Source organism: Kitasatospora sp. NPDC023120, assembly GCF_055560835.1.
The window spans coordinates 487,347-510,844 of record NZ_JBVHHY010000001.1; the positions used below are offsets into that span (position 1 = coordinate 487,347).

21 protein-coding genes are annotated in these 23,498 nt (G+C 73.2%); 4 read left to right on the top strand and 17 right to left on the bottom strand.

Annotated features, from left to right (window positions below; translation table 11 throughout):
- Nucleotides 1-41 precede the first annotated feature (41 nt).
- The 4 genes from ACZ3TI_RS02340 to deoC form a co-directional block, all read right to left on the bottom strand.
- Nucleotides 42-443 (bottom strand): hypothetical protein, encoded by a 402-nt coding sequence (locus tag ACZ3TI_RS02340; protein WP_465722377.1) that lies wholly within the window; start codon nt 441-443, stop codon nt 42-44.
- A 263-nt stretch (nt 444-706) separates the two neighbouring features.
- Nucleotides 707-1,609: an aldehyde dehydrogenase family protein gene (locus ACZ3TI_RS02345; protein ID WP_465722379.1), complete on the bottom strand. Its 903-nt coding sequence runs from the start codon at nt 1,607-1,609 to the stop codon at nt 707-709.
- Nucleotides 1,602-3,077: an aldehyde dehydrogenase family protein gene (locus ACZ3TI_RS02350; RefSeq protein WP_465722381.1), complete on the bottom strand. Its 1,476-nt coding sequence runs from the start codon at nt 3,075-3,077 to the stop codon at nt 1,602-1,604. The genes ACZ3TI_RS02345 and ACZ3TI_RS02350 overlap by 8 nt, the downstream gene beginning before the upstream one ends.
- A gap of 5 nt (nt 3,078-3,082) precedes the next feature.
- Entirely contained in the window at nt 3,083-4,069 is a 987-nt protein-coding gene (gene deoC / locus ACZ3TI_RS02355; protein ID WP_465722383.1) for a deoxyribose-phosphate aldolase, read from the bottom strand.
- 106 nt (nt 4,070-4,175) lie between these two features.
- Here deoC and ACZ3TI_RS02360 point away from each other — a divergent pair, with 106 nt between their 5' ends.
- Nucleotides 4,176-4,856 (top strand): PH domain-containing protein, encoded by a 681-nt coding sequence (locus ACZ3TI_RS02360; RefSeq protein WP_465722385.1) that lies wholly within the window; start codon nt 4,176-4,178, stop codon nt 4,854-4,856.
- Between the two features lie 65 nt (nt 4,857-4,921).
- Here ACZ3TI_RS02360 and ACZ3TI_RS02365 read toward each other — a convergent pair whose 3' ends face one another.
- The 6 genes from ACZ3TI_RS02365 to ACZ3TI_RS02390 form a co-directional block, all read right to left on the bottom strand.
- On the bottom strand, nt 4,922-6,640 hold the full coding sequence (locus ACZ3TI_RS02365; protein ID WP_465722387.1) for a phospho-sugar mutase: 1,719 nt from the start codon (nt 6,638-6,640) through the stop codon (nt 4,922-4,924).
- Between the two features lie 171 nt (nt 6,641-6,811).
- Nucleotides 6,812-7,633, bottom strand: coding sequence for a purine-nucleoside phosphorylase (locus ACZ3TI_RS02370; protein ID WP_465722389.1), 822 nt, complete (start codon nt 7,631-7,633; stop codon nt 6,812-6,814).
- A 145-nt stretch (nt 7,634-7,778) separates the two neighbouring features.
- Nucleotides 7,779-8,879, bottom strand: a complete 1,101-nt coding sequence (locus ACZ3TI_RS02375) for an NlpC/P60 family protein (protein ID WP_465722391.1) — start codon at nt 8,877-8,879, stop codon at nt 7,779-7,781.
- Between the two features lie 17 nt (nt 8,880-8,896).
- Nucleotides 8,897-9,379 (bottom strand): poly-gamma-glutamate biosynthesis protein PgsC/CapC, encoded by a 483-nt coding sequence (locus ACZ3TI_RS02380; RefSeq protein WP_363570358.1) that lies wholly within the window; start codon nt 9,377-9,379, stop codon nt 8,897-8,899.
- Nucleotides 9,376-10,842 (bottom strand): poly-gamma-glutamate synthase PgsB, encoded by a 1,467-nt coding sequence (gene pgsB, locus ACZ3TI_RS02385; RefSeq protein WP_465722393.1) that lies wholly within the window; start codon nt 10,840-10,842, stop codon nt 9,376-9,378. Before pgsB ends, ACZ3TI_RS02380 begins: the two co-directional genes overlap by 4 nt.
- Before the next feature lie 21 nt (nt 10,843-10,863).
- Entirely contained in the window at nt 10,864-13,083 is a 2,220-nt protein-coding gene (locus ACZ3TI_RS02390) for a HAMP domain-containing protein (protein ID WP_465722395.1), read from the bottom strand.
- A 227-nt stretch (nt 13,084-13,310) separates the two neighbouring features.
- Between ACZ3TI_RS02390 and ACZ3TI_RS02395 the strand changes: the two genes are divergently transcribed.
- On the top strand, nt 13,311-14,276 hold the full coding sequence (locus tag ACZ3TI_RS02395; RefSeq protein ID WP_465722397.1) for a hypothetical protein: 966 nt from the start codon (nt 13,311-13,313) through the stop codon (nt 14,274-14,276).
- A 52-nt stretch (nt 14,277-14,328) separates the two neighbouring features.
- On the opposite strand, the gene ACZ3TI_RS02400 is transcribed toward ACZ3TI_RS02395, so the two are convergent.
- A complete protein-coding gene (locus ACZ3TI_RS02400) occupies nt 14,329-14,766 on the bottom strand; it encodes a gamma-glutamylcyclotransferase family protein (RefSeq protein ID WP_465722399.1) in 438 nt (145 codons plus the stop codon).
- 97 nt (nt 14,767-14,863) lie between these two features.
- On the opposite strand from ACZ3TI_RS02400, the gene ACZ3TI_RS02405 reads away from it, so the two are divergent.
- Nucleotides 14,864-16,318 carry an NAD(P)H-quinone dehydrogenase gene (locus ACZ3TI_RS02405; RefSeq protein ID WP_465722401.1) on the top strand — a complete coding sequence of 485 codons (1,455 nt, stop codon included), beginning with the start codon at nt 14,864-14,866 and terminating at the stop codon, nt 16,316-16,318.
- Between the two features lie 236 nt (nt 16,319-16,554).
- Nucleotides 16,555-17,511, top strand: a complete 957-nt coding sequence (locus tag ACZ3TI_RS02410) for a DeoR/GlpR family DNA-binding transcription regulator (protein WP_465722507.1) — start codon at nt 16,555-16,557, stop codon at nt 17,509-17,511.
- 110 nt (nt 17,512-17,621) lie between these two features.
- Here ACZ3TI_RS02410 and ACZ3TI_RS02415 read toward each other — a convergent pair whose 3' ends face one another.
- The 6 genes from ACZ3TI_RS02415 to ACZ3TI_RS02440 all read right to left on the bottom strand — a co-directional run bounded on the left by ACZ3TI_RS02415 (nt 17,622) and on the right by ACZ3TI_RS02440 (nt 23,206).
- Nucleotides 17,622-19,397, bottom strand: coding sequence for an acetyl/propionyl/methylcrotonyl-CoA carboxylase subunit alpha (locus tag ACZ3TI_RS02415; protein WP_465722403.1), 1,776 nt, complete (start codon nt 19,395-19,397; stop codon nt 17,622-17,624).
- A gap of 234 nt (nt 19,398-19,631) precedes the next feature.
- On the bottom strand, nt 19,632-20,366 hold the full coding sequence (locus ACZ3TI_RS02420; RefSeq protein WP_465722405.1) for a hypothetical protein: 735 nt from the start codon (nt 20,364-20,366) through the stop codon (nt 19,632-19,634).
- 66 nt (nt 20,367-20,432) lie between these two features.
- Complete coding sequence (locus ACZ3TI_RS02425; RefSeq protein WP_465722407.1) at nt 20,433-21,035, bottom strand: nucleoside triphosphate pyrophosphatase; 603 nt, start codon at nt 21,033-21,035, stop codon at nt 20,433-20,435.
- A gap of 34 nt (nt 21,036-21,069) precedes the next feature.
- Nucleotides 21,070-21,210 carry a morphogenic membrane protein MmpB gene (mmpB, locus tag ACZ3TI_RS02430; protein ID WP_465722409.1) on the bottom strand — a complete coding sequence of 47 codons (141 nt, stop codon included), beginning with the start codon at nt 21,208-21,210 and terminating at the stop codon, nt 21,070-21,072.
- A 155-nt stretch (nt 21,211-21,365) separates the two neighbouring features.
- The gene (locus ACZ3TI_RS02435; RefSeq protein ID WP_465722411.1) at nt 21,366-21,587 is read right to left on the bottom strand and encodes an acyl-CoA carboxylase epsilon subunit; all 222 of its coding nucleotides are present in this window, start codon (nt 21,585-21,587) and stop codon (nt 21,366-21,368) included.
- Between the two features lie 29 nt (nt 21,588-21,616).
- Nucleotides 21,617-23,206 (bottom strand): acyl-CoA carboxylase subunit beta, encoded by a 1,590-nt coding sequence (locus ACZ3TI_RS02440; protein WP_465722413.1) that lies wholly within the window; start codon nt 23,204-23,206, stop codon nt 21,617-21,619.
- Nucleotides 23,207-23,498 lie beyond the last annotated feature (292 nt).

A 23,498-nucleotide genomic window follows, 5' to 3' on the forward strand; every position in this document is an offset into this window, starting at 1 on the left:
CCAGTCTGACGCATCCCGGCCCGTTGCCGAAACCGGTCGGTTCAGACCTTCTGCTGCGACTTCGGGTCGGTGAGGGCGACGTGGACCATCGGCAGGTAGCGGCTGTCCACCTGGAGGTAGACCAGGTCCCCGGTGCCGGGCGGCCGGTAGGCGGTGGCGGCCCAGTCCTGGCTGTGCCAGGTGTCGGGTTCGGGCTCGTGGAAGGTGCCCCCGACGGGCAGTCGGCGCCGGCCGGTGTCGCGCGAGACGAAGGACGCGGCGTCGGCCCCGGGCGTGATGTGCAGGCTGCCGTTGACGTACTCGGGCTGCCGGTCGGTCCGGGCCGAGCAGGGCACCCGGACCGGACGGCCGGCGGCCAGCCGCCGCGTGGTGCGGGCCACGTGCCACTTGCGGTAGAAGCCGTCCGCGAACAGTGCCATCAGCTCGCCGATGAACTCGCCCATGCGCCCCCCTTGATCGTTTCCAGCACGGCCGATTCTGCCCTGGCCGGGCGGGCGCGCGGGAGCGTCGAAAGTCGGCGCCCGGGCTGACGAAAGTCGACGGAGCACGGGCGGCACACCGGCGGAACGCCGACGGACCCGCGCCAGGGGGGGAGAGGCGCGGGTCCGTCCAATGACCGTCCGGGCCCTGGGGGGGGAGAGGGCACTGGGGACGGCCAGTCTGTGGAGTTGTGCCCTGTCGTTCCGTCGGGCGGAGCGGCGGAGGGTCAGATACCCATCGGGTGCCAGACCGTCTTCGTCTCCAGGAACGAGAGTAGCCGGTCCGTACCGGGCGCATTCGTCCAGTCCTGGGCGAACGGGTCCAGCTCCGGACGGATTACCCGCTTCAGGGTATCCGCGGCGGCCGCCTCCAGCGCCTGCGCCGCGCCGGGACCGTCGGCGGCGATCGCGCCGGTGAGGTCCACCGCGTTGACGTCCTGGTGCGAGGCCAGGGTGGGGGCGGTGTCCGCGGTCCGGCCCGAGATGATGTTGACCACGCCGCCCGGGACGTCCGAGGTGGCGAGCACCTCGCCCAGCGACAGCGCGGGCAGCGGGGCGTCCGCGGCGGCCGCGACCACGACCGTGTTGCCGGTGGCGATCGCCGGGGCGATCACCGAGACCAGGCCGAGCAGTGAGTGCCCGTACCCGGCCTGCGGGGCGACGATCCCGACCACGCCGGTCGGCTCCGGGGTCGACAGGTTGAAGTACGGGCCGGCGACCGGGTTGGCGCCGCCCGCGATCTGGGCGACCTTGTCCGTCCAGCCCGCGTACCAGACCCAGCGGTCGATCGCGGCGTCCACCAGCGCGGCGGCCTTCTTCGGGCCGATGCCCTCGGAGAGCGCCACCTCGGCGGCGAACTGCTCGCGCCGGCCCTGCAGCATCTCGGCCACCCGGTACAGCACCTGGCCGCGGTTGTACGCGGTGGTGCCGGCCCAGCCCTTGACCGCGGCGCGGGCGGCCACGACGGCGTCCCGGGTGTCCTTGCGGGTGCCCAGTGGGGCGTTGGCGAGCCACTCGCCCTTCGAGTCCGTCACCTCGTACACCCGCCCGCTCTCGGAGCGCGGGAACTTCCCGCCGACGTACAGCTTGTAGGTCTTGAGGACGTCAAGACGCGCAACGACATCAGACATCGAGGTAGGCCTCCAGACCGTGGCGGCCACCCTCGCGGCCGTAGCCCGACTCCTTGTAACCGCCGAACGGCGAGGTCGGGTCGAACTTGTTGAAGGTGTTGGCCCAGACCACGCCGGCCTTGAGCTTGTTGGCCATCCAGAGGATGCGCGAGCCCTTCTCCGTCCAGATGCCGGCGGAGAGGCCGTACGGGGTGTTGTTGGCCTTCGCGACCGCCTCCTCGGGCGTGCGGAAGGTCAGCACCGACAGCACCGGGCCGAAGATCTCCTCCTGGGCGATCCGGTGGGCCTGGCTGACGCCGGTGAACAGGGTCGGCTTGAACCAGAAGCCGGTGCCCGGGAGTTCGCAGGACGGCGACCAGCGCTCGGCGCCCTCGGCCTCGCCGGCGTCGGTCAGCGCGGTGATCCGGGCCAGCTGCTCGGCGGAGTTGATGGCGCCGATGTCGGTGTTCTTGTCCAGCGGGTCGCCGACCCGCAGGGTGGCCATCCGGCGCTTCAGGGCGTCCAGCAGCTCGTCCTGGACCGACTCCTGGACCAGCAGGCGGGAACCGGCGCAGCAGACGTGGCCCTGGTTGAAGAAGATGCCGTTGACGATGCCCTCGACCGCCTGGTCGAGCGGCGCGTCGTCGAAGACGATGTTCGCGGCCTTGCCGCCCAGCTCCAGCGACAGCTTCTTGCGGGTGCCGGCCAGCTGCTTGGCGATCGCCCGGCCGACCGGGGTGGAGCCGGTGAAGGCGACCTTGTTGACGTCCGGGTGCGCGGTGAGCGCGGCGCCGGTGCGGCCGTCGCCGGTCACGATGTTGACGACGCCCTTCGGCAGACCGGCCTGGCGGCAGATCTCGGCGAAGCGCAGCGCCGTCAGCGGGGTGGTCTCGGCCGGCTTCAGGACGACGGTGTTGCCGGTCGCCAGGGCGGGCGCGATCTTCCACGCCAGCATCAGCAGCGGGAAGTTCCACGGGATGACCTGGCCGGCCACGCCCAGCGGCTTCGGGCTGGGGCCGAAGCCGGCGTAGTCCAGCTTGTCCGCCCAGCCCGCGTAGTAGAAGAAGTGCGCGGCGACCAGCGGCAGGTCGACGTCGCGGGTCTCACGGATGGGCTTGCCGTTGTCGATCGACTCGAGCACGGCCAGCTCGCGGCTGCGCTCCTGGATGATCCGGGCGATCCGGAACAGGTACTTGGCGCGCTCGCTGCCCGGCAGCGCCGACCAGTCGGCGAAGGCCTTGCGGGCGGCGGCGACGGCGCGGTCCACGTCCTCGTCGGTGCCCTGGGCGAACTCGGCGAGCACCTGCTCGGTGGCCGGGTTGACCGTCTTCAGGGCCTCGCTGCCGGAGGAGTCGACGAACTCGCCGCCGATGAAGTGGCCGTAGGAGGTGGCGATGTCACCCGCGGCGGCGGGCGACTCGGGGGCCGGGGCGTACTCGAAGAGGCCGGCCTTGCGCACGGGCTCCTCGATGTTCTTCTTCTTGGCCATGGTGATCAGTCCACCGTCACGTAGTCGGGGCCGGAGTAGCGTCCGGTGGTGAGCTTCTGGCGCTGCATCAGCAGGTCGTTGAGCAGGCTGGAGGCACCGAAGCGGAACCAGTGCGGGGTCAGCCAGTCGTCGCCGAGGGTCTCGTTGACCATCACCAGGTACTTCATCGCGTCCTTGGTGGTCTTGATCCCGCCGGCGGGCTTGACGCCGACCTGGACGCCGGTGGCCGCGCGGAAGTCTCGGACCGCCTCCAGCATCAGCAGGGTGACCGGCGGGGTCGCGTTGACGGCGACCTTGCCGGTGGAGGTCTTGATGAAGTCGGCACCGGCCAGCATCGCCAGCCAGGAGACCCGGCGGACGTTGTCGTAGGTCTGCAGCTCGCCGGTTTCGAAGATCACCTTGAGGTGGGCGGAGCTGCCGTCGGGGCGCTTGCACGCCTCCTTGACGGCGACGATCTCGTTGTAGACGTCGAGGTAGCGGCCGGAGAGGAAGACACCCCGGTCGATCACCATGTCGATCTCGTCGGCACCCGCGGCCACCGCGTCGGCGGTGTCGGCGAGCTTGACCGGGAGGGCGGCGCGGCCGGCCGGGAAGGCGGTGGCCACCGAGGCGACCTGGATGTCGGTGCCCTGCAGGGCGGCCTTCGCGGTGGCGACCATGTCCGGGTAGACACAGATGGCGGCGACGCGCGGGGTGGTGGGGTCGGTCGGGTCGGGGGTCCTGCCCTTGGCGCACAGCGCGCGCACCTTGCCGACCGTGTCCGCGCCTTCCAGCGTGGTCAGGTCGATCATCGAGATCGCCAGGTCGATGGCGTACGCCTTCGCCGTGGTCTTGATGGAGCGGGTACCGAGAGTGGCGGCGCGCGCCTCCAGGCCGACCTGGTCGACGCCGGGCAGGCCGTGCAGGAAGCGGCGGAGCGAGGCCTCGGACGCCGCAACGTCCTGAAGGCCGCTGCCCGCAACGCCGAGGGCATTGGCTGCAACAGTGGACATAGTCACCAGACCAGCATATCTACGCGCGTAGTGGGCCGCCAGGGCGCCCACCTTTCGTGGCCGGACCGAGACCTCCGAATGAAGGGCATGGGGCAGAATCGACGCCATGACCGATTCCGACGGCAAGCCCCACCAGGGCCCGGCCGCCCCAGACGGGGACCCCGAGTACGCGGACCGCGTGTACCGCTCCGTCCCCGGTGTCATCTCCGGCGTGTTCCTGCTGGCCGTCGCCGCCTGGCTGATCGGCGACGCGGTGGCGACCGGCTCCGGGAAGACCCCGTACGTCGCGCTCGCCGCGGCGCCGGTGTTCGCCTTCCCGGTGATCGCCTACACGCTCCGCCCGGTGGTGCTCGCCTCGAACAGCCGGCTACTGGTGCGCAACCCGTGGCGGACCATCACCGCACCCTGGGCCTCGGTGGACGCGCTGCGCGCGGGGTACTCGGTCGAACTGCTCGCGGGCGACAGGAAGTACCAGATCTGGGCGGTGCCGGTGTCGCTGCGCCAGCGCAAGCGCGCCACCCGCGCCCAGAGCCGCGGCAACGCCGAGCACGCCTCCCGGACGGGGCTGGGGCTGGGCCTCGCCGCCCGGAGCAACCCGGTCGTCCAGGGCTCCCCGGACCCCACCCGCGCCTGGTCCGACCAGGTGACCGACGTGCTCTCGGAGATGGCCGAACGCAACGCCGCCCGCCCCGAGGCGGCCGGCCCGCTCGTGGTGCGCTGGTGCTGGTGGGTGATCGCTCCCACCCTGGTGGGCCTGGTCGCCCTGATCGCGGTCATCGCCGCCTGAGTGCTGCCAAACCGAGAGGGCCCGCCGGTCGCGTACCGGCGGGCCCTGTCGTTCGCGGGCTGTGGTCAGATGCCGGCGGCCGCGGCGAGGTCCCGCTTGACGGTGTCGAGGAGCGCGGCGGCGCGCTCGCGGGTCGGGGCGAGGTCGGCGGCGGTGGCGACCGGGAGGACGACCTCCAGGTAGCACTTGAGCTTGGGCTCGGTGCCGGACGGGCGGACCACGATGCGCGCGGAGCGGACGGCCTCGCCGGCCAGGTAGTAGCGCAGCCCGTCGGTGGGCGGCAGGTCGGCGGAGCCCGCCGAGAGGTCGTCGGCGCGGGTGACGGTCAGACCGGCCAGGACGGTCGGCGGCTGCTCGCGCAGGCGGCGCATGGCGTCGGCGATCAGCGAGAGGTCCTGGACCCGGACGGAGAGCTGGTCGGTGGCGTGCAGGCCGTGCTCCAGCGCCAGGTCGTCCAGCAGGTCGGACAGGGTGCGGCCGGACTTCTTGAGGGTGGCGGCGAGCTCGGCGACCAGCAGGGCGGCGGTGATGCCGTCCTTGTCCCGGACGCCCTGCGGGTCGACGCAGTAGCCGAGCGCCTCCTCGTAGCCGTAGCGCAGGCCCTCGGCGCGGGAGATCCACTTGAAGCCGGTCAGCGTCTCGGCGTAGCCCAGGCCCGCGGCCTCGGCGATCCGGCCGAGCAGGGTGGCGGAGACGATCGTGGTGGCGAAGGTGCCCTCGGCCTTCTTCGCGACCAGGGCCGAGCCGAGCAGCGCGCCGACCTCGTCGCCGCGCAGCATGCGCCAGCCGGCCGCGCTGTTGCCGCTGCCGGCCGCGTTGCCGTTGGTGGGGACGGCCACCGCGCAGCGGTCGGCGTCCGGGTCGTTGGCGATCACGATGTCCGGGCCGACCGAGGCGGCGGTGCGGAAGGCGAGGTCCATCGCCCCCGGCTCCTCCGGGTTGGGGAAGGCCACGGTCGGGAAGTCCGGGTCGGGCTCGGCCTGCTCGGCGACCACGGTGGGCGCGGGGAAGCCGGCCCGGCGGAAGGCGGCGACCAGGGTGTCGCGACCCACGCCGTGCATCGGGGTGTAGACGACGTCGAGCTCGCGCGGGCTGTGCGGGTCCACGATGGACACCGCGCGGGACAGGTAGGCCTCGACGACCTCCTCGCCGAGCACCTCCCAGCCGTCCTCGGCGCGCGGCACCTCGTCCAGCGAGCCGATCGCGTCGATCTCGGCGGCGATCCCGGCGTCGGCCGGCGGGACGATCTGCGAGCCGTCGCCCAGGTAGACCTTGTAGCCGTTGTCCTGCGGCGGGTTGTGGCTGGCGGTGACGGTGACGCCGGCGGCCGCGCCCAGGTGCGGGATGGCGAAGGCGAGCACCGGGGTGGGCAGCGGGCGCGGCAGCAGCGCGGCGCGCAGGCCGGCACCGACCACCACGGCGGCGGTGTCGCGGGCGAAGTCGTACGACTTGTGGCGGGCGTCGTAGCCGATCACGACCAGGTCGCCCAGGCCCTGCTTCTTCACGTACGCGACCAGGCCGGCGGCGGCCCGGATCACCACGGAGCGGTTCATCCGCATCGGGCCGGCGCCGATCTCGCCGCGCAGGCCGGCGGTGCCGAACTGGAGGCGGTCGGCGAAGCGCTCGGCGAGCTCGGCCCAGGCGCGCTTGCTGTCCGACTCGGCCTGCGGGCCCTCGGCCTGGGCCAGCAGGGCGGTGAGCTCCTCGCGGGTCTGCGGGTCGGGGTCCTCGGCCAGCCAGGTGCGGGCCCGGGCGAGGAGGTCGGTGGTGGGTGCCTGCGTCATGCTGCCAGCTCCATCGGGAAGTGCGTCGGTGTGTCGGCCGGAGGGTCCGCCGGGACCTGGGGGTTCCGCAAAGGGGGTTGCGCACGCGGACGGGGCCCGCGGGCGGGCGTGATCGGTGGATCACTGCCGCCCGTGGGCCCCGTCACTCATGCATTCTGCGCCTGGTGGGCGTCAGATCCGCTCAAGGACCTTCGCCAGCAGCTCGCCCATGCGCTCGGCGGAGGCCTTGCCGGCCTCCAGCACCTCTTCGTGGTTGAGCGGCTCGCCGGTCATGCCGGCGGCCAGGTTGGTGACCAGGGAGATGCCGAGCACCTCGGCGCCGGCCTCGCGGGCGGCGATGGCCTCCAGGGTGGTGGACATGCCGACCAGCTCGCCACCGATCACCCGGGCCATGTTGACCTCGGCCGGGGTCTCGTAGTGCGGGCCGCGGAACTGCACGTAGACGGCCTCGTCCAGGGTCGGGTCGACCTCGTGGCAGAGCGTGCGCAGGCGCTTGGAGTACAGGTCGGTGAGGTCGACGAAGTTGGCGCCGACGATCGGGGAGTCCCCGGTCAGGTTGATGTGGTCGCTGATCAGGACCGGCTGGCCGGGGGTCCAGCCCTGGCGCAGGCCGCCGCAGCCGTTGGTCAGCACGATGACGCCGCAGCCGGCCGCGGCGGCGGTGCGCACGCCGTGGACGACGGTGGCCACGCCGTGGCCCTCGTAGTAGTGGTTGCGGCCGAGGAAGATGAGGGCGCGCTTGTCGCCGATCTTCACCGAGCGGATCTTGCCGGCGTGACCGGCGACGGCGGGGGCGGGGAAGCCGGGCAGGTCGGTGACCGGGAACTCGGCCACGGTCTCGCCCAGGGCGTCGGCGGCCGGCACCCAGCCGGAGCCCATCACCAGGGCGACGTCGTGCCGCTCGGCACCGGTCAGCTCGCGCAGGCGCTCGGCGGCGGCCTGGGCGGCGGCGTAGGGGTCGGTGGAGACGACCGACTGAGGAGAAGCGTTCACGGGTCCGAGGATAGACGGGAATCGACTACGCGCGTAGAAAATCCGCCGCGGCATGCCGGATCGTTACCCGGTTGACCCGAAAACACAGCTCGGTGCTGCTATTCGGGTGACGGGTCTCGTCGGTTCCGACAGCTGCGGATCCGGTTCAGAGCCGCTTCGCGCTGCGCAGCCCCTTCGCGTACATGCCGTTGTCGTCGAGCCGCGCCGTGCCGCCCTTGTCGCCGAAGGTCGGGCCGTCGGCCTCCTCCCGGCTGGAGATGTACCGGGGGTGGCCGTCGGTGTCCAGGCCCAGGAAGATGCCGGTGTGGTCGAGCCGGGCGCCGGTGCGGGCGTCGATCTCGAAGAACACCAAGTCGCCGGGTTGCAGCGGGTCGATCGAGGCCGGGCGCAAGGTGGTGTCCGAGCCGGCGGCGGTGGTCAGCGGGATCACCGGGATGCCGGGGCCCAGCCGGGCCAGGCCGTTGGCGGTGCGCGGCAGTCCGGGACCGGGGGCGTCCTTGGAGAGCAGCGGGTAGCCGGAGCGGTAGCCGTACACCATCCGGACGAAACCCGAGCAGTCGAAGGCGCCGTAGCGGGTCTTGTCGGGCTGCCGGGTCACCTTGTCGGCGAACGTGTACGGAACGCCGAGGTAGTCGAAGAAGTCGGTCTGTTCCAGCCGCAGGTCGTTGCCGACCGAACCGTTGGGATTGAGCGGGCCGAAGGACGCGTCGCCCTTGAAACGCACGCCCTTGGCGTCCTTCTCGGCGGGTGCCCCGGCCACGTACTGGGTGGCCGCCGCCAGGACGTCGTCGGCGGTCGAGCCGAGCGACTGCTGGAACCAGGTGCGGAACCAGCCCTCCTGCTCCGCGCCCGGCTTCCAGGGCTGCGGCAGCAGCCGGACCCAGCTGTCGGTCACCACGGTGGCGGCGGTGGTGCCCGGCTCGGCGAAGGTGCGGCTGGGGCCGGCCAGGACGGCGGTGCGGGCGTTGTCGGTCAGCGTGGCGACCACGCCGCCGCGGGCGTCCCGGACCACCGTGCGGTCCGGCCCGGCCAGCCGCTCGTAGCGGTACTGGGCGGGTGCGGCGGCCCGGGCGGTGCCGGCGTCCGCGGTGGCGGACGGCGCGGCGGCGGCGGTGATCAGCGGCGCGCCGCTGCCCGCCGTCGGCTGCCGGTCGCGGTCCCGCAGCTGGACGGTGAGGTAGCCGCTGGCGGCCAGCAGGGTCACGGCGAGGCCGCCGCTGAGCAGGGACTTGCGGGTCACTGGCATGGGGGTTCCCGTCGGGATCAGGTGCCGGGCAGCGCGCCGAGCAGGACGCCGGCGGTCAGGACGACGTAGTTGGCGAGCGTCACCGTGCTGGTGGCCATCAGGGTGGCCGCCCGGGGCTGACGGACCAGCTGGTAGGCGATCAGGCCGGGGACGATGAAGCCGAGCGTCTGGTTGGCGTACAGGGTGGGCAGCTCGCGCTGCAGCACCAGCATCACGGTGGCCTGCAGCAGCACGCCGATCAGCACCACGGCGGCGAACAGCCGCTTGCCGTACAGGATCACCAGCTTCTGGACGACCCGGATGGCGAGGAAGGTCAGCACCGTCACGCCGATCACGATGGCCACCCGCTGGAGGGACTCGACCAGGGTGAGGGCCAGCCAGCCGGGGGTGATCATGCCGCCGGGGGAGAGGTTCGTGGTCAGGTAGCAGACCAGCGAGAAGACCAGGCCGAGCGCGATGCCGATGGCGGCGATCTCGGGGGTGAGCTCGGTGGGGATCACTGCTGGTCTCCGTAGGGGGCGGCGGTGCGGTGGTGGGGGTCGAACCAGGAGTCGGGGAGCGGTTCCGGGTGGTAGACCGGCTCGGCGTGGACCGGCTCGGCGTACGGGGTGTCCCGGCCGTACGGGGCGTGGGAGGCGTACGGGGCGGCATCGGCGTACCGGACCGGCTCGGGGTACGGATCCGGCTCGGCGTAGTACGCGGGCCCGGGGTACTCCGGCTCCGGGTAGAGCGGTTCGGGCTCGTGGTACGCGTACTCCGGCGCCTCCGGGAGGTCCGGGGCCTCGTCCGGTTCGAGGCGGGCCAGCTCCTCCAGGAACAGCTCGCCCTGGCCGTGGATGTTGCCGACGGCCACCAGCGAGGAGTCCGGCCCGAGTTCGGCCAGCAGCTCGGCGGTGAGCCGCTCCGGGTCTCGCTTGTCGCCGCCGAGGTCGACCACCCGGCCCGACCAGCCGGCGGGGATGCCGTCGCGGGCGCTCTTGGTGGGGTGGCCGATCAGGAAGACCGTGTCCGGGTCGAGGTCCGGGACGATCTGGCCCATCTGACCGTTGCGCTCGACCCGGTCCGGGCGGCAGTTGATCACCACGTTGAGCGGGCGGTGGATCGCGCCGAGGTCCTCCAGCTGGCGGACGTTCATCAGCGTGGACTCGGGGTCGTTGGCGGCGAAGACGTTGGCGAAGCGCAGCCGCTTGCCGTCCGCGGTGCGGTAGCGGTCGACCGACAGCACGCCCGGGTCCGGCGGGGCCGCCCACATGCCCTGCAGCGCGGTCTGCCGCTCCACGCCGAGGAGTTCGGCGACGGCGAGGGCGATCGCCACGTTCTCCTTGAAGGTGAACCAGCTGAACCCGCGCAGCTCCTCGTCGGTGACCGCCTCCGGGTCCACCACGATCAGCCGGCAGTCCCGCTTGGCCGCCTCCTCGCGCAGGATGTGCGCGCGCTCCTGCTCGGCGGTGACGCACACCCCGCCGACCGGCATCGAGCGCGACAGCGAGCGGGCGACGTCGTCCAGGGTCGGGCCCATCTCGGCCAGGTGGTCCTCGCGGACGTTGCACAGCACGCCGATGGTGGAGCGGATCAGCTTGGTCTGGTTGACCTCCTGGAGCGCCGGCATGACGGCCATGCACTCGATCACCAGGGCGTCCGGCCGGTAGGTGGCGGCGCGGCGGACGATGCCGATCTGCTCCACCACGTTGGCGATGCCGAACTTGCGGTAGACCGGCTCCTCGGTGGCGTCCGGGTGGATGAACCGGGCCGCGGTGCCGGTGGTCTTGGCGACCGTCACCAGCCCGCCGCCGCGCAGCGCGCCCGCGCACAGCCGGGTGATCGAGCTCTTGCCGCGGATGCCGTTGACCAGGACCCGGGTCGGGATCTGCTCCAGCGCGGTGAAGTGCCGGCGCTGCTCGACGATGCCGGCCACCAGCAGCACGGTGCAGCACACCAGCAGCACGACGTAGAGGAAGAGCACGGGAGATCCTTCGGGCGGGGCTCAGCGGGCGGGAGCGGACTCGGGCGAGGGCGCGGTACGGCGGGGTCGGGCCAGCTCCTGGCGGATCAGCTCCAGGCTGCGGGCGACGGCGCCGACCTCGTCGTGGTGGACGGGGTAGAGCACGGTGCGGCGGTCCCCGGCGGCCAGCGCCTCGGCGCTCGTGGCGAGCCGGCGCAGCGGCAGGCCGACGGCGATGTACAGCCAGCCCAGGCAGAGCGCGGCGGCGGCCAGACCGAGCATGCCGGCCAGGATCGCGCGCCGGTCGGCCCGGTTCTGGTCGAGGTGCAGCCAGGCCACCGGGTGGGCGGTGACCACGGACCAGCCGAGCTTGGCGACGCTGCCGTTGCCGCCGAGCGGGGCGGCGGCGAGCAGGGCCGGTTCGCCGCCGTCGCGGAGCACGTCGGCGGCGGCGGACTTCCCGGCGTCGGTGAGGACCTTGCGGGCCCGGCCGTCCGGCAGGTCGCCGAAGGAGGTGTAGCCCTCGTTGGCGGCGAGCACCCGCTGCCGGTCGTCGACCAGCCAGACCCGGCCGAGCCCGGGGCGGACCAGCAGGCCGCTGAGGAAGTCGGTCTTGAACTCGCCGACCAGGACCGGCCCCTTGGGCTCCGGGGCGCCCTCCGTCTCGGCGTCGGCCGGGGCGGCGGTGAGCGCCGCGCGGGCGGCGATCCGGGGCTCCTTGCCGGAGCTGTTGAGCAGCAGCACGCCGCTCGCGCCGAGGGCCTCCGGGCCGGTGCGGTGCGGGGCCTCGCCGGCGTGGGCGAGCACCGCACCGTCGGCGCCGAGGACGTAGAGCGAGCGGTAGCGGTCGTGCTCGGCGAGGGTGTCGCGGAGCAGGGTCTCGGCCTTGCCGACGGAGGCCTCGGCGAGCGAGGGGGCGAGCGAACGCAGGTCCGCGTAGCCCTCGTTGAGTGCCTGGCGGATCCGGTCGGCGGCGGTGTCGGTGCGGTCGCGGTGCCCGGCCACGACCTGGGTGGGCACCCGTACGGTCGGGTCGTTGCCGCCGAGGAACAGCAGCGGGCCGGACCAGCCGAGCACCAGGACGGCGCAGAGCGCGAGCGGCAGCGCGGTGCCGGGGCGGCGCCCGCGGGCGGGGGCGGCGGCCGGCGGGCGGGAGGGGTCGAGGAGCTGGCGGCGCAGCTCCTCCAGGGCGCGGGCGATCCGGCCGGCCTCGCCGCGCTTCGGTCCGCGCACCGGCTGCTCCAGCCGGTCGCCGCGGGTCAGTCGGCGGGACTCCAGGAACAGCCCCAGCAGCGGGCGCTGGAGGCTGCGGATCAGGTACCAGGCGAGCAGCAGGGCCAGGACGAGCAGGGCGCCGGCGGCGGCGAGGCCGAGCCTGGGGTGGCGCAGGTCGCCGGCCTTGCCGTCGACGGTGCTGGTGGAGACCACGGTCAGGCCGAGCGGGGCGGCCTGGTCGTGCCCGCCGGGGGTGGCGACGGAGGCCCAGCCGGCGACCCGGCGCAGTCCCTTGTCGTCCGGGCTGCCGGCCAGGCTGCCGGAGGCCGTCTCGCCGGGGGCCGGGTGCTGGCGGGCGGCGCGCTCGCGGGCGGTGCCGACCAGTTTGCGGTCGCCGTCGGTGGTGAGCGCCGCGCCGGTGGTGTCCAGGACGGCGCCGGTGGCGTCGAGGACCTGGATGGTCTGCTCCTTGCGGGTGGCGATGCCGGGCAGCCGCAGGTTGTCGGAGGCGACCAGCAGGGCGCGGCCGTCGGACTTGGTGGCGACCAGCGCGAAGGTGAGCAGTCGGGTGCCGGCGGTGGAGGGCACCAGGACGGGGGCGGGCGCGGTGTCGGTGACCTTGGTCAGGTCCAGGCCGGCCAGCGGGACGGTCTCGCCGCGGGCGGCCAGCAGCCGGCCGGTGTCGGGGCGGACCACCACCGTGCCGCGCCACTTGTGGTACGCCTGGCCGAGCGCGGTCAGCACGGCGGCGGGCTCGGCGGGGGCGTTCTCGTAGCGGGCGGCGGCCCGGCCCAGGTCGGTGGCGCTCTCGTGCAGTCCGGCGCGCAGCGAGGCGGCGGTGTCCTCGGCGGCGTACTGGTGGGACTCGCGGACGGCCTGCGGGGTGTCGTCGACGCGCAGTCCGCCGACGGCCAGGGCGGTGATCGCGGCGACCGCGAGCAGCAGGACCAGCAGCAGCACGATGGGCGGGCGGATGCCTCCGAGCAGTGGCATGTCGGCCCGGCGGCGGTAGCGGTGCTGCCGCGGCGGGTTCGGTGCCGTGCTCACGAGGGGCCTCGTTATCCTCCGGGCTCGCGTGCCGGCATACGGGAGGTCGGCGGGGCGGCCTTCCCGGTCAAGCGATGATCAAGAACTGGTCAAGCCGAACCAGCGTACGAAGGGGTTTCGGAAAAGTTGTCACGTACCGGTTGCGATCCGGTGCCGCTTGGGTTTCGATTCGCCGGGTTCCGGCGTGGATCATGGCTGTGCCTGCGGGCAGGGTAGGTTCGACCGCCATGGAGACTCGGGGTTCGCGACGCACGCTGCTGCTGCCGGTGGCGGTGCTGCTGGTGCTGGCGGCGCTCGCGGGGGCGCTGACCCTCGCCGCGCGCGGCCGCGCCGAGCGGCCGCGGGTGGTCCAGCAGGCGCCGCCCTCGGGGCCGGCCCCGGTGGACCTCGCGGCCCGGGTGGACGAGTACACCGCCGGGTTCACTTCGGACGGCCCGTACGCCGCGCCGGACGCGATGCAGCGCCGGGCGGTGGCGGACGGCGTGCTCGGCGCGCTGGACGGGCAGCCCGAGCAGGCGAGCCGTGAGCTGGCCCGGGTCGGCTACCGGCTCACCGAGTTCACCGAGGCGGCGACCGGCCGCCGGGTGGCCGAAATCGCCGACGACACCGCGGCCGCGAGCCGCGGCTGGGGCCGGGTCTACCTGGACCTCTCGGCCCGCGCGAACTGGTCCGTGCAGGTGCCCCACCCGGTGTCGGACGCCCGGACGGAAGCGCTCGGGGTGGAGCTGTTCCGGGCGACGCCGGGCGGCGTGCTGGTGCTCGCCGGGGCGCACCGCCGGGCCGGGGCGGACGGCTCCTCGGACGTCGCGCACCGCTCCGACACCGTCTTCGCCGCCGTGGTCGAGGCGCTCACCGGGCGGGGGCTGCCCGGCATCCAGGTGCACGGGTTCGACGAGGGCAGCCTGCCCGGGCAGGACGCGGTGGTCTCCAGCGGCGCCGGGCAGGCCGGCCCGGCGGCCGAGCTGACCGCCGCCGGGCTGGGCCGGGCCGGGTACGCGGTCTGCCGGGCCTGGCGGGAGAAGTGCGGGCAGCTGGAGGGCGCCACGAACGTCGAGGGCCGGTTCGCGGCCGGCGTCGGGGTGCCGTGGCTGCATGTGGAGCTGGGCAACGGGCTGCGCACCGAGCCGGCCCGGCGCGCGGTGGTGGCCGGGGTGTTGGCGGAGACGGCGCGCAGCTGGGGCGCCAGGCCCTAGCAGAGGCCCGGCAGGGGCCTAGCAGGTGCCCGGCGAGGGGCCCGGCAAGGCCCTAGCAGGGGCGGCGGCGCAGGTCCATGACGTAGTCGTGCGGGGCGCCGGCGCTCTCGGCGGCGTCGGCGATCAGGCCGAGGTAGCGGGCCGCGGGCAGGCCGCCCTCGTAGTCGTTGAGCACGTACGTCCAGACCGGGATGTCCCCGTCCAGGGTCTGCGCGCGCAGCTTGATCTTGCGGTAGATGCCGAGCTGGACGCCCTCCCAGCGGTCCAGGCCGTCCTCGTCCATCGGCGAGACGTCGTACAGCGAGACGAAGACTTGGTCCTTCTCGTCCTCGACGACGGTGGCCAGCGAGCCCTCCCAGCCGAGCTGCTCGCCGCCGAAGGTGAGCCGCCAGCCGTCCAGCCACCCCGTGCCGCGCAGCGGGGAGTGCGGGGCTCGGCGGGTCATCTGCCGGGCATCGAGGTTGGTGGCATACGCGGCGTAAAGGGGCATGCGGGCCAGCGTAGCCCGGGCGGCGGGCGGTCCGGGCTATCGGACGAAGGTACGGAGCCCGGACCCCGGCGTGGCGTCGCTCTCGGCGTGCGGGACAATGGGGAGCGTGACTCGGATCGTGATCATCGGTGGCGGACCCGGCGGCTACGAGGCGGCCCTGGTCGCCGCACAGCTCGGCGCGGAGGTGACCGTCGTCGACACCGACGGTCTGGGCGGATCGGCGGTGCTCACGGACTGCGTTCCGTCGAAGACGCTGATCGCGACCGCGGAGGTGATGACCACCTTCGACAGCTCGTACGAGGAGCTCGGCATCCTCGTCGCGGACGACACCCCGCCGATCGAGCAGGCCGCCCGGGTCATCGGCGTGGACCTGGGCAAGGTCAACCGCCGTGTGAAGCGGCTGGCGATCGCGCAGTCCCACGACATCACCCAGTCCGTCACCCGCGCCGGCGTCACCGTGCTGCGCGGCCGCGGCCGGCTCGGCACCGGCGGGCAGGCCGTGGACGGCTCCCGCGAGGTCCTGGTGGACGCGCCCGACGGCACCGTGCAGTCGCTGCGCGCCGACGCGGTGCTGATCGCCACCGGTGCCCACCCGCGCGAGCTGCCGGACGCCCAGCCGGACGGCGAGCGGATCCTGACGTGGACCCAGGTGTACGACCTGGAGGAGCTGCCCCGCGAGCTGATCGTGGTCGGCTCCGGCGTGACCGGCGCCGAGTTCGCCGGCGCGTACCAGGCGGTCGGCTCCAAGGTCACCCTGGTGTCCAGCCGCGACCGGGTGCTGCCGGGCGAGGACCCGGACGCCGCCGAGGTGCTGGAGGACGTCTTCCGCCGCCGCGGCATGAACGTGATGGGCCGTTCGCGCGCCGAGAGCGTCAAGCGGATCGGCGACCGGGTCGAGGTGACCCTGGCTGACGGCAAGGTGATCGAGGGCTCGCACTGCCTGATGGCGGTCGGCTCGATCCCCAACACCGCCGAGATGGGCCTGGAGGAGGCCGGGGTCAAGCTCAACGACTGGGGCCAGATCCAGGTCGACCGGGTCTCCCGCACCACCGCCCCCGGCGTGTACGCGGCCGGCGACTGCACCGGCGTCTTCATGCTCGCCTCGGTGGCGGCGATGCAGGGCCGGATCGCGATGTACCACGCGCTCGGCGACGCGGTGCAGCCGCTGAACCTCAAGACCGTGGCCTCCAACGTCTTCACCGACCCGGAAATCGCCACCGTCGGCTACACCGCGGCCGACGTGGAGTGCGGCAAGATGGACGCCGTCGTGGTCAAGCTCCCGCTGCGCGGCAACCCGCGGGCGAAGATGCAGGGCATCCGGGACGGCTTCGTGAAGCTGTTCTGCCGCCCGGGCACCGGCATCGTGGTCGGCGGCGTGGTCGTCGCCCCGCGCGCCAGCGAGCTGATCCACCCGATCTCGCTCGCGGTGGACGCCAATCTGACGGTCGAACAGGTGGCCAGCGCCTTCACCGTCTACCCGTCCGTCTCCGGCTCGACCGCCGAGGCCGCCCGGCAGCTGCACATCCGCAAGCGGGCCGACGGCGAATCCTGAGCGTCCGGCGCACAGTTGAGGGGCGGCTGCCGATGGGCGCCGCCCCTCGCGCATGACCGAACGTCACCCGGACGGCGGGCGCAGTCCCGGGCTATTGACGGCGCGTATTGTACGGTCACGCGCCGCTCGTGCGCGAGCAATTCCCGCTACTAGCTGCAAACGCCTGAAAGCAGACGGTCACGCAGGTTACCGTCGGTCCTGTGTTTGCTGCAGAACGTCGCCAGTTGATCCTCGAAATGGTGCGCGCCAACGGAGCCGTCTCGCTCCGGGAGTTGGCCCGCGTCGTCCAGACCTCCGAAGTGACCGTGCGCCGTGACGTGCGGGCGCTGGAGGCAGAAGGGCTCCTCGACCGCCGGCACGGCGGCGCGGTGCTCCCCGGCGGCTTCAGCCGCGAACCCGGCTACCCGCAGAAGACCCACCTGTCCGCGGCGGAGAAGAGCGCCATCGCGGACCTCGCCGCCGGCCTGGTGGAGGAGGGTGACGCGGTGGTGGTCGGCGCCGGCACCACCACCCAGGAGCTGGCCCGCAGACTGGCCCGGGTGCCCGGGCTGACGGTGGTCACCAACTCGCTGCTGGTCGCCCAGGCGCTGGCGCACGCCAACCGGGTCGAGGTGGTGATGACCGGCGGCACCCTGCGCGGCTCCAACTACGCCCTGGTGGGCAGCGGCGCCGAGCAGTCGCTGCAGGGGCTGCGGGTCACCAAGGCCTTCATCTCCGGCAGCGGGCTGACCGCCGAGCGCGGGCTGTCGACCGCGAACATGCTGTCCGCGAGCGTGGACCGGGCCATGGTGCTGGCGGCCGCCGAGGTCATCGTCCTCGCCGACCACACCAAGCTCGGCGCGGCCGGCATGTTCCAGACCGTCGCCACCGAGACGATCACCCGGCTGGTCACCGACGAGCAGGCCACCGCGGACGACACCACCGCCCGCGAGCTGGACGCGCTCGCCGACTGCGGGGTTCAGATCGACCTGGCGCCGATCGGGGCGGCCCCGATCGGCGACGCCCCGGTGCACGGCACCGGCAGCGGCCCGGTCCACCAGACCCAGCCCGGCCCGCTGGGCCGCCGTGGCGGACCGCCCCCCGGCGGCGCCCCGCTGCCCGGCCAGCGCCGCCCCGGCGCCCACGGCGGGCCGGTCGGCCCCGGCGGGATGCCGGTCCGGCTGGCCGAGCTGGGCCTGCCGCGCGGGCGCTGAGCCGGCCCGCAACCGCCGCCCGCGTCCCCGCAGAACGCGACCGGTCCGCACACCCCTCGGGGTGTGCGGACCGGTCGGTGCTCCGGGGACGCGTCAGTCCCCGAGCGGGGTCAGTCCTTGATCTCGCAGAGCGCGGCGCCGCTGCTGACGCTCGCGCCCACCTCGGCCTTGAGGCCGACGATGGTGCCCGCCTTGTGGGCGTTCAGCGGCTGCTCCATCTTCATCGCCTCCAGGACCACGATCAGCTCGCCCTCGGCGACGACCTGGCCCTCCTCGACGGCGACCTTGACGATGGTGCCCTGCATCGGCGAGGCCAGGGTGTCACCGCTGACGGCCGAGCCGGCCTTCTTGGCGCCCACCCGGCGCTTGGCCTTGGCGGCACCGGCCGCGCCGGCCGCCGGGGCGGCCGCCACGCCCAGCGAGGACGGCAGCGAGACCTCGATCCGCTTGCCGCCGACCTCGACCACGACGGTCTCCCGGCCCTCGGCCTCCTCGCCGTCGCCGGCGGCACCGGTGAACGGCGGGATGGTGTTCTCGAACTCGGTCTCGATCCACCGGGTGAAGACCTTGAACGGCTCGTCGCTGCCGTGCACCTCGGGCGCGAACGCCGGGTCGGTGACGACCGCCTGGTGGAACGGGATGGCGGTGGCCATGCCCTCCACCTTGAACTCGGACAGCGCGCGGCGGGCCCGCTCCAGGGCCTGCTTGCGGTCGCGGCCGGTGACGATCAGCTTGGCCAGCAGGGAGTCCCAGGCCGGGCCGATGACCGAGCCGGTCTCCACGCCGGAGTCCAGGCGCACGCCCGGGCCGGACGGCGGGGCGAACAGCGTCACGGTGCCGGGCGCGGGCAGGAAGTTGCGGCCCGGGTCCTCGCCGTTGATGCGGAACTCGAAGGAGTGACCCCGCACCTCGGGGTCGTCGTAGCCGAGCTCCTCGCCGTCGGCGATCCGGAACATCTCGCGGACCAGGTCGAGGCCGGTGACCTCCTCGGTGACCGGGTGCTCGACCTGCAGACGGGTGTTGACCTCCAGGAAGGAGATCGTGCCGTCCAGCGCCACCAGGAACTCGCAGGTCCCGGCGCCCTGGTAGCCGGCCTCCTTCAGGATGGCCTTGGACGCCCGGTACAGCTCGGCGTTCTGCTCGGGGGTCAGGAACGGCGCGGGCGCCTCCTCGACCAGCTTCTGGTGCCGGCGCTGCAGCGAGCAGTCACGGGTGGAGACGACGACCACGTTGCCGTGCTTGTCGGCGAGGCACTGGGTCTCCACGTGGCGGGGGTTGTCCAGGTACCGCTCGACGAAGCACTCGCCGCGACCGAAGGCGGCGACCGCCTCGCGCACCGCGGAGTCGTACAGCTCCGGGATCTCCTCCAGGGTGCGGGCGACCTTGAGGCCGCGGCCGCCGCCGCCGAAGGCCGCCTTGATGGCGACCGGCAGGCCGTGTTCCCGGGCGAAGTCGACGACCTCGTCGGCGCCCGAGACCGGGTCCGGCGTACCGGCGACCAGCGGGGCACCGGCGCGCTGCGCCACGTGCCGGGCGGTGACCTTGTCACCGAGGTCGCGGATGGCCTGCGGCGGCGGGCCGATCCAGATCAGACCCGCGTCGAGCACGGCCTGGGCGAAGTCCGCGTTCTCCGACAGGAACCCGTAGCCCGGGTGGACGGCGTCGGCGCCGGAGTCGGCGGCCGCCTTCAGGACCTTGGCGATGTCGAGGTAGCTGGTAGCGGGGGTGTCACCGCCCAGCGCGTAAGCCTCGTCGGCCGCGCGGACGTGCAGCGCATCCCGGTCCGGCTCGGCGTAGACGGCGACGCTGGCGATACCGGCGTCCGAGCAGGCCCGGGCGACGCGGACGGCGATTTCCCCGCGGTTGGCGATGAGCACCTTGCGCACTGTGGCTCCCTTCTTGAACCTCGTTGAGTTTATGGATTCCCGGGCAGTACCGGCGAGTAGCCCCCGGTTGTGAACTATCCCACACGCTGGGTGATGGGATCAGGGGCCTCGCTACCGGCCCGTAGGAGACGCCGCAGGTCGCGGCAGGTGGGGGCCTGGCGGCGGGGCCACGGCGGGTGACGGAGGGGCGGCGTGGCGGGACGGTGGCATGGGCCACACTCTCGCCCGGACCGCTCAAGCGGCGCCTGTGCGGGTGTCGGGCCGCCGCAGTGCCTCGGCCGTCACGTCGGCCGCCAGCTCCACCATGTCCGGCCCGTAGGCCTGCGGCTTGACCACCCGCAGGACGAGCGCGAAGGTCCCGTTGCGGCCGTGCCTGCGGGCGAGTTCGCGGTGGTGGGCGACCAGGTAGCGCACACCGGCCTGGTTGGCGGTGCCGGTCTGACCGGAGATCAGGAACACCGGGCGGCCGCCGTCCGGAGTGGCGATCCGGGCCAGCAGGGTGTGCGCCTGGTCCTGGTCGGCGGTGTAGTCACGGTCGCCCACCACGAGCACGTTGCTGCCCGCTCCGGGACCGGAGGTGACCAGCACGCCCGGCAGGCCCCAGGCCAGGTGGGCGGCCATCCGCTCGTTGCTGACCGGACCGCCCAGGCAGAGCTCGGTCTTGGCGCCCAAGCCCCGGTGCGCCGCGTCGTGCGCGACCAGTTCGGGCCGCGCCCCGCACTCCTCGACCAGCCCGGCCAGCCACATCAGGGCGTAGGCGTCCCGCCGGGTGACGGTGTTCGCGTGCGAGCCCGCGCCGATGCTGCGCGGCACCACGATCAGGCACTCGCTGTCGGCGGGCAGCCCGAGGAACTCTCGCACCCGTTCGACCCGGCGGCGCCGCCGCAGGGCCTGGGCGAGCCAGCCGAGGCCGGCGCTGATCGCGCTGGCCACCAGGCCCAGCACCACATTGAGCACGCTGTCGGTCATCGCCGCGTTTCCCTCCCCCGTCCGGACGGCGGCCAGCTTAGAGGGCCAACCGCCGGATGCGGGAGGTCACTTGGTCCACAGATCGACGATGCGGACGTCGAGGTCGGCGAGCAGGCGGCGCAGCAGCGGAAGGGAGAGTCCGATGACGTTGCCCGGGTCACCGTCGATCCCGTCGACGAACGGCGCCGAGCGGCCGTCCAGGGTGAACGCCCCGGCCACGTACAGCGGTTCGCGGGAGGCCACGTACGCGGCGATCTCGTCGTCGTCCGGGGTGCCGAAGCGGACGGTGGTGGAGGCGGTGGCCGAGGACTGCCGGCCGGTCACCGTGTCGATCACGCAGTGGCCGGTGCGCAGCACCCCGGCGCGGCCGCGCATCGACTGCCAGCGGGCCACCGCCTCGGCGGCGTCGGCGGGCTTGCCGAGCGCCTGCCCGTCCAGCTCCAGGACGGAGTCGCAGCCGATCACCAGCTCGCCGCCGGTGAGTTCGGCGGCGACGGCCTTCGCCTTGGCCTCGGCCAGGACGAGCGCGAGCTCGGCGGGGGAGGCGGCGCTGATCGCGTCCTCGTCGACGCCGCTGACCACCACGCGCGGGTCGAGACCCGCTTGGCGCAGCAGCCCGAGGCGGGCGGGGGAGGCGGAGGCGAGGACGAGGGCGCGCTGGTCGGTCATGGCCACCAGGGTAGGGGGTGCCGGCGTCCGCCGTTCAGGTGAACAACCGGGCGATCATCAGCAGGACGGAGCCCACCAGCAGGATGGCGGCGAGCACCTTGCCGGCCCGATGCATCCGCTCCTGCATCCGACGGGCCTCGGGCGAGGGCTCGTCGCGGGGGTCTGACCAGAGCACCCGTCCAGAGTGCGCCGTGCCCGGGGGCGGGCGCCTGAGTATCCGTACTCAGGTTTGGGGCGATCCGGGCGGCGAGTGGGCGAGTAACAGCGCGGGAAGTCGGACGGGCCGACTTCCCGCGCTGCGGGGGGTGCTTCAGTGTGTTCCTGCCGGCCTCAGTGCGCCCAGCCCGAGGTGCGCCAGGCGTGGGCGCCGGGCCGGAGGGCGGGGCGGAGCAGGCGGGAGCGGTCGTTCCAGGGGGCGGCCGGGCCGGCGCCGGCCTGACGCGCCGCCTCGGCGGCGGCCTGCGCGGCGGCGGCCCGGGCCTGGACCACCGCCAGAACGGTGGCCAGCTCCTCGGGGGTCGGCTGCCCGTGCAGCACGTGGATCGGGGACATGGCTGGTTCTCTCCCGACAGGGATGGGGCCTACAGGGGGATGTTGCCGTGCTTCTTCGGCGGCAGCACCTCGCGCTTGCCGCGCAGCGCCCGCAGGCCCCGGACGATGTGCCGGCGGGTCTCGCTCGGCGCGATGACCGCGTCGACGTAGCCGCGCTCGGCCGCCAGGTACGGGTTCAGCAGGGTGTCCTCGTACGAGGCGATCAGCTCGGCCCGCTTCTCCTCGACGTTGCCGGCCGCCTCGGCCTCGGCGATCTCCCGGCGGTGCAGGATGTTGACCGCGCCCTGCGCGCCCATGACGGCGATCTGGGCGGTCGGCCAGGCCAGGTTGAGGTCGGCGCCCAGGTGCTTGGAGCCCATGACGTCGTAGGCGCCGCCGAAGGCCTTGCGGGTGATCACGGTGATCAGCGGGACGGTGGCCTCGGCGTAGGCGTAGATCAGCTTGGCGCCGCGGCGGATGATGCCGTCCCACTCCTGCTCGGTGCCGGGCAGGAAGCCGGGCACGTCGACGAAGGTCAGCACCGGGATGTTGAACGAGTCGCAGGTGCGGATGAAGCGGGCGGCCTTCTCGCTGGCGTTGATGTCCAGGCAGCCGGCCAGGTCCATCGGCTGGCTGCCGACGATGCCCACCGACTGGCCCTCGACCCGGCCGAAGCCGGTGATGATGTTGCCCGCGTACAGCGGCTGGGTCTCCAGGAACTCGCCGTCGTCGACGATGTGCTCGATGACCTTGCGCATGTCGTACGGCTGGTTCGCCGAGTCCGGCACGATCGTGTCGAGTTCGAGGTCCTCGTCGGTGACCGAGAGGTCGGCCTGCTCCGGGTAGGCCGGCGGGTCGGACAGGTTGTTGGACGGCAGGTACGAGAGCAGGCTCTTGACGTACTCGACCGCCTCCTTCTCGTCCGAGGCCAGGTAGTGCGCGTTGCCGGACTTGGTGTTGTGGGTGCGCGCGCCGCCCAGCTCCTCCATGCCCACGTCCTCGCCGGTGACGGTCTTGATCACGTCCGGGCCGGTGATGAACATGTGCGAGGTCTGGTCGGCCATCACCACGAAGTCGGTGATCGCGGGGGAGTACACCGCGCCGCCCGCGCAGGGGCCCATGATCAGCGAGATCTGCGGGATGACGCCCGAGGCGTGCACGTTGCGGCGGAAGATCTCGCCGTACAGGCCGAGCGAGACCACGCCCTCCTGGATCCGGGCGCCGCCGGAGTCGTTGATGCCGATGACCGGGCAGCCGGTCTTCAGCGCGAAGTCCATCACCTTGACGATCTTCTCGCCGAAGACCTCGCCGAGGGAGCCGCCGAAGACGGTGAAGTCCTGGGCGAAGACCGCGACCTGGCGGCCGTCGACGGTGCCGTAGCCGGTCACCACGCCGTCGCCGTACGGGCGGTTCTTCTCCTGGCCGAAGTTGGTCGAGCGGTGCCGGGCGAACTCGTCGAACTCCACGAAGGAGTCCTCGTCCAGCAGCTCCGCGACCCGCTCGCGCGCGGTCAGCTTGCCCTTGGCGTGCTGCTTCTCCACGGCCTTGGCCGAGCCGGAGTGCACCGCCTCGTCCAGCCTGCGCCGCAGGTCGGCGAGCTTGCCCGCGGTGGTGTGGGGGTCGTACGACGCCTCGGTCATCCGGTGGCTCTCCCTGATCCATGGCCGCGACCTGTACGGGTGCGCGCGGACCGAGTGGTGGGGGTCCGCACAAGAGGGCAGGGCGGCGCTACGAACTACCGCTGGGTAGCGTAGCCAGCGCGAAGGGCTATCCGTCATGTCCTGGCGTTATGGCCATCGACACAGTTTTGTTGACGGGCGTTCTGCGGGACGATGGGGCGGCCTACGTCCCACGGGGGTGCCCACGTTCTAGGGTCTTCCCCATGAGCGAGCGAAGCGAGCGGGTCGTGGAGGGGTGCGCGTGGGCGAATGC

Coding starts and splice junctions, on each gene's coding strand:
- ACZ3TI_RS02340 (WP_465722377.1), bottom strand. CDS start 443: ATGGGCGAGTTCATCGGCGAGCTGATGGCACTGTTCGCGGACGGCTTC.
- ACZ3TI_RS02345 (WP_465722379.1), bottom strand. CDS start 1,609: ATGTCTGATGTCGTTGCGCGTCTTGACGTCCTCAAGACCTACAAGCTG.
- ACZ3TI_RS02350 (WP_465722381.1), bottom strand. CDS start 3,077: ATGGCCAAGAAGAAGAACATCGAGGAGCCCGTGCGCAAGGCCGGCCTC.
- deoC (WP_465722383.1), bottom strand. CDS start 4,069: ATGTCCACTGTTGCAGCCAATGCCCTCGGCGTTGCGGGCAGCGGCCTT.
- ACZ3TI_RS02360 (WP_465722385.1), top strand. CDS start 4,176: ATGACCGATTCCGACGGCAAGCCCCACCAGGGCCCGGCCGCCCCAGAC.
- ACZ3TI_RS02365 (WP_465722387.1), bottom strand. CDS start 6,640: ATGACGCAGGCACCCACCACCGACCTCCTCGCCCGGGCCCGCACCTGG.
- ACZ3TI_RS02375 (WP_465722391.1), bottom strand. CDS start 8,879: ATGCCAGTGACCCGCAAGTCCCTGCTCAGCGGCGGCCTCGCCGTGACC.
- ACZ3TI_RS02395 (WP_465722397.1), top strand. CDS start 13,311: ATGGAGACTCGGGGTTCGCGACGCACGCTGCTGCTGCCGGTGGCGGTG.
- ACZ3TI_RS02400 (WP_465722399.1), bottom strand. CDS start 14,766: ATGCCCCTTTACGCCGCGTATGCCACCAACCTCGATGCCCGGCAGATG.
- ACZ3TI_RS02405 (WP_465722401.1), top strand. CDS start 14,864: ATGGGGAGCGTGACTCGGATCGTGATCATCGGTGGCGGACCCGGCGGC.
- ACZ3TI_RS02410 (WP_465722507.1), top strand. CDS start 16,555: ATGGTGCGCGCCAACGGAGCCGTCTCGCTCCGGGAGTTGGCCCGCGTC.
- ACZ3TI_RS02420 (WP_465722405.1), bottom strand. CDS start 20,366: ATGACCGACAGCGTGCTCAATGTGGTGCTGGGCCTGGTGGCCAGCGCG.
- ACZ3TI_RS02425 (WP_465722407.1), bottom strand. CDS start 21,035: ATGACCGACCAGCGCGCCCTCGTCCTCGCCTCCGCCTCCCCCGCCCGC.
- ACZ3TI_RS02435 (WP_465722411.1), bottom strand. CDS start 21,587: ATGTCCCCGATCCACGTGCTGCACGGGCAGCCGACCCCCGAGGAGCTG.
- ACZ3TI_RS02440 (WP_465722413.1), bottom strand. CDS start 23,206: ATGACCGAGGCGTCGTACGACCCCCACACCACCGCGGGCAAGCTCGCC.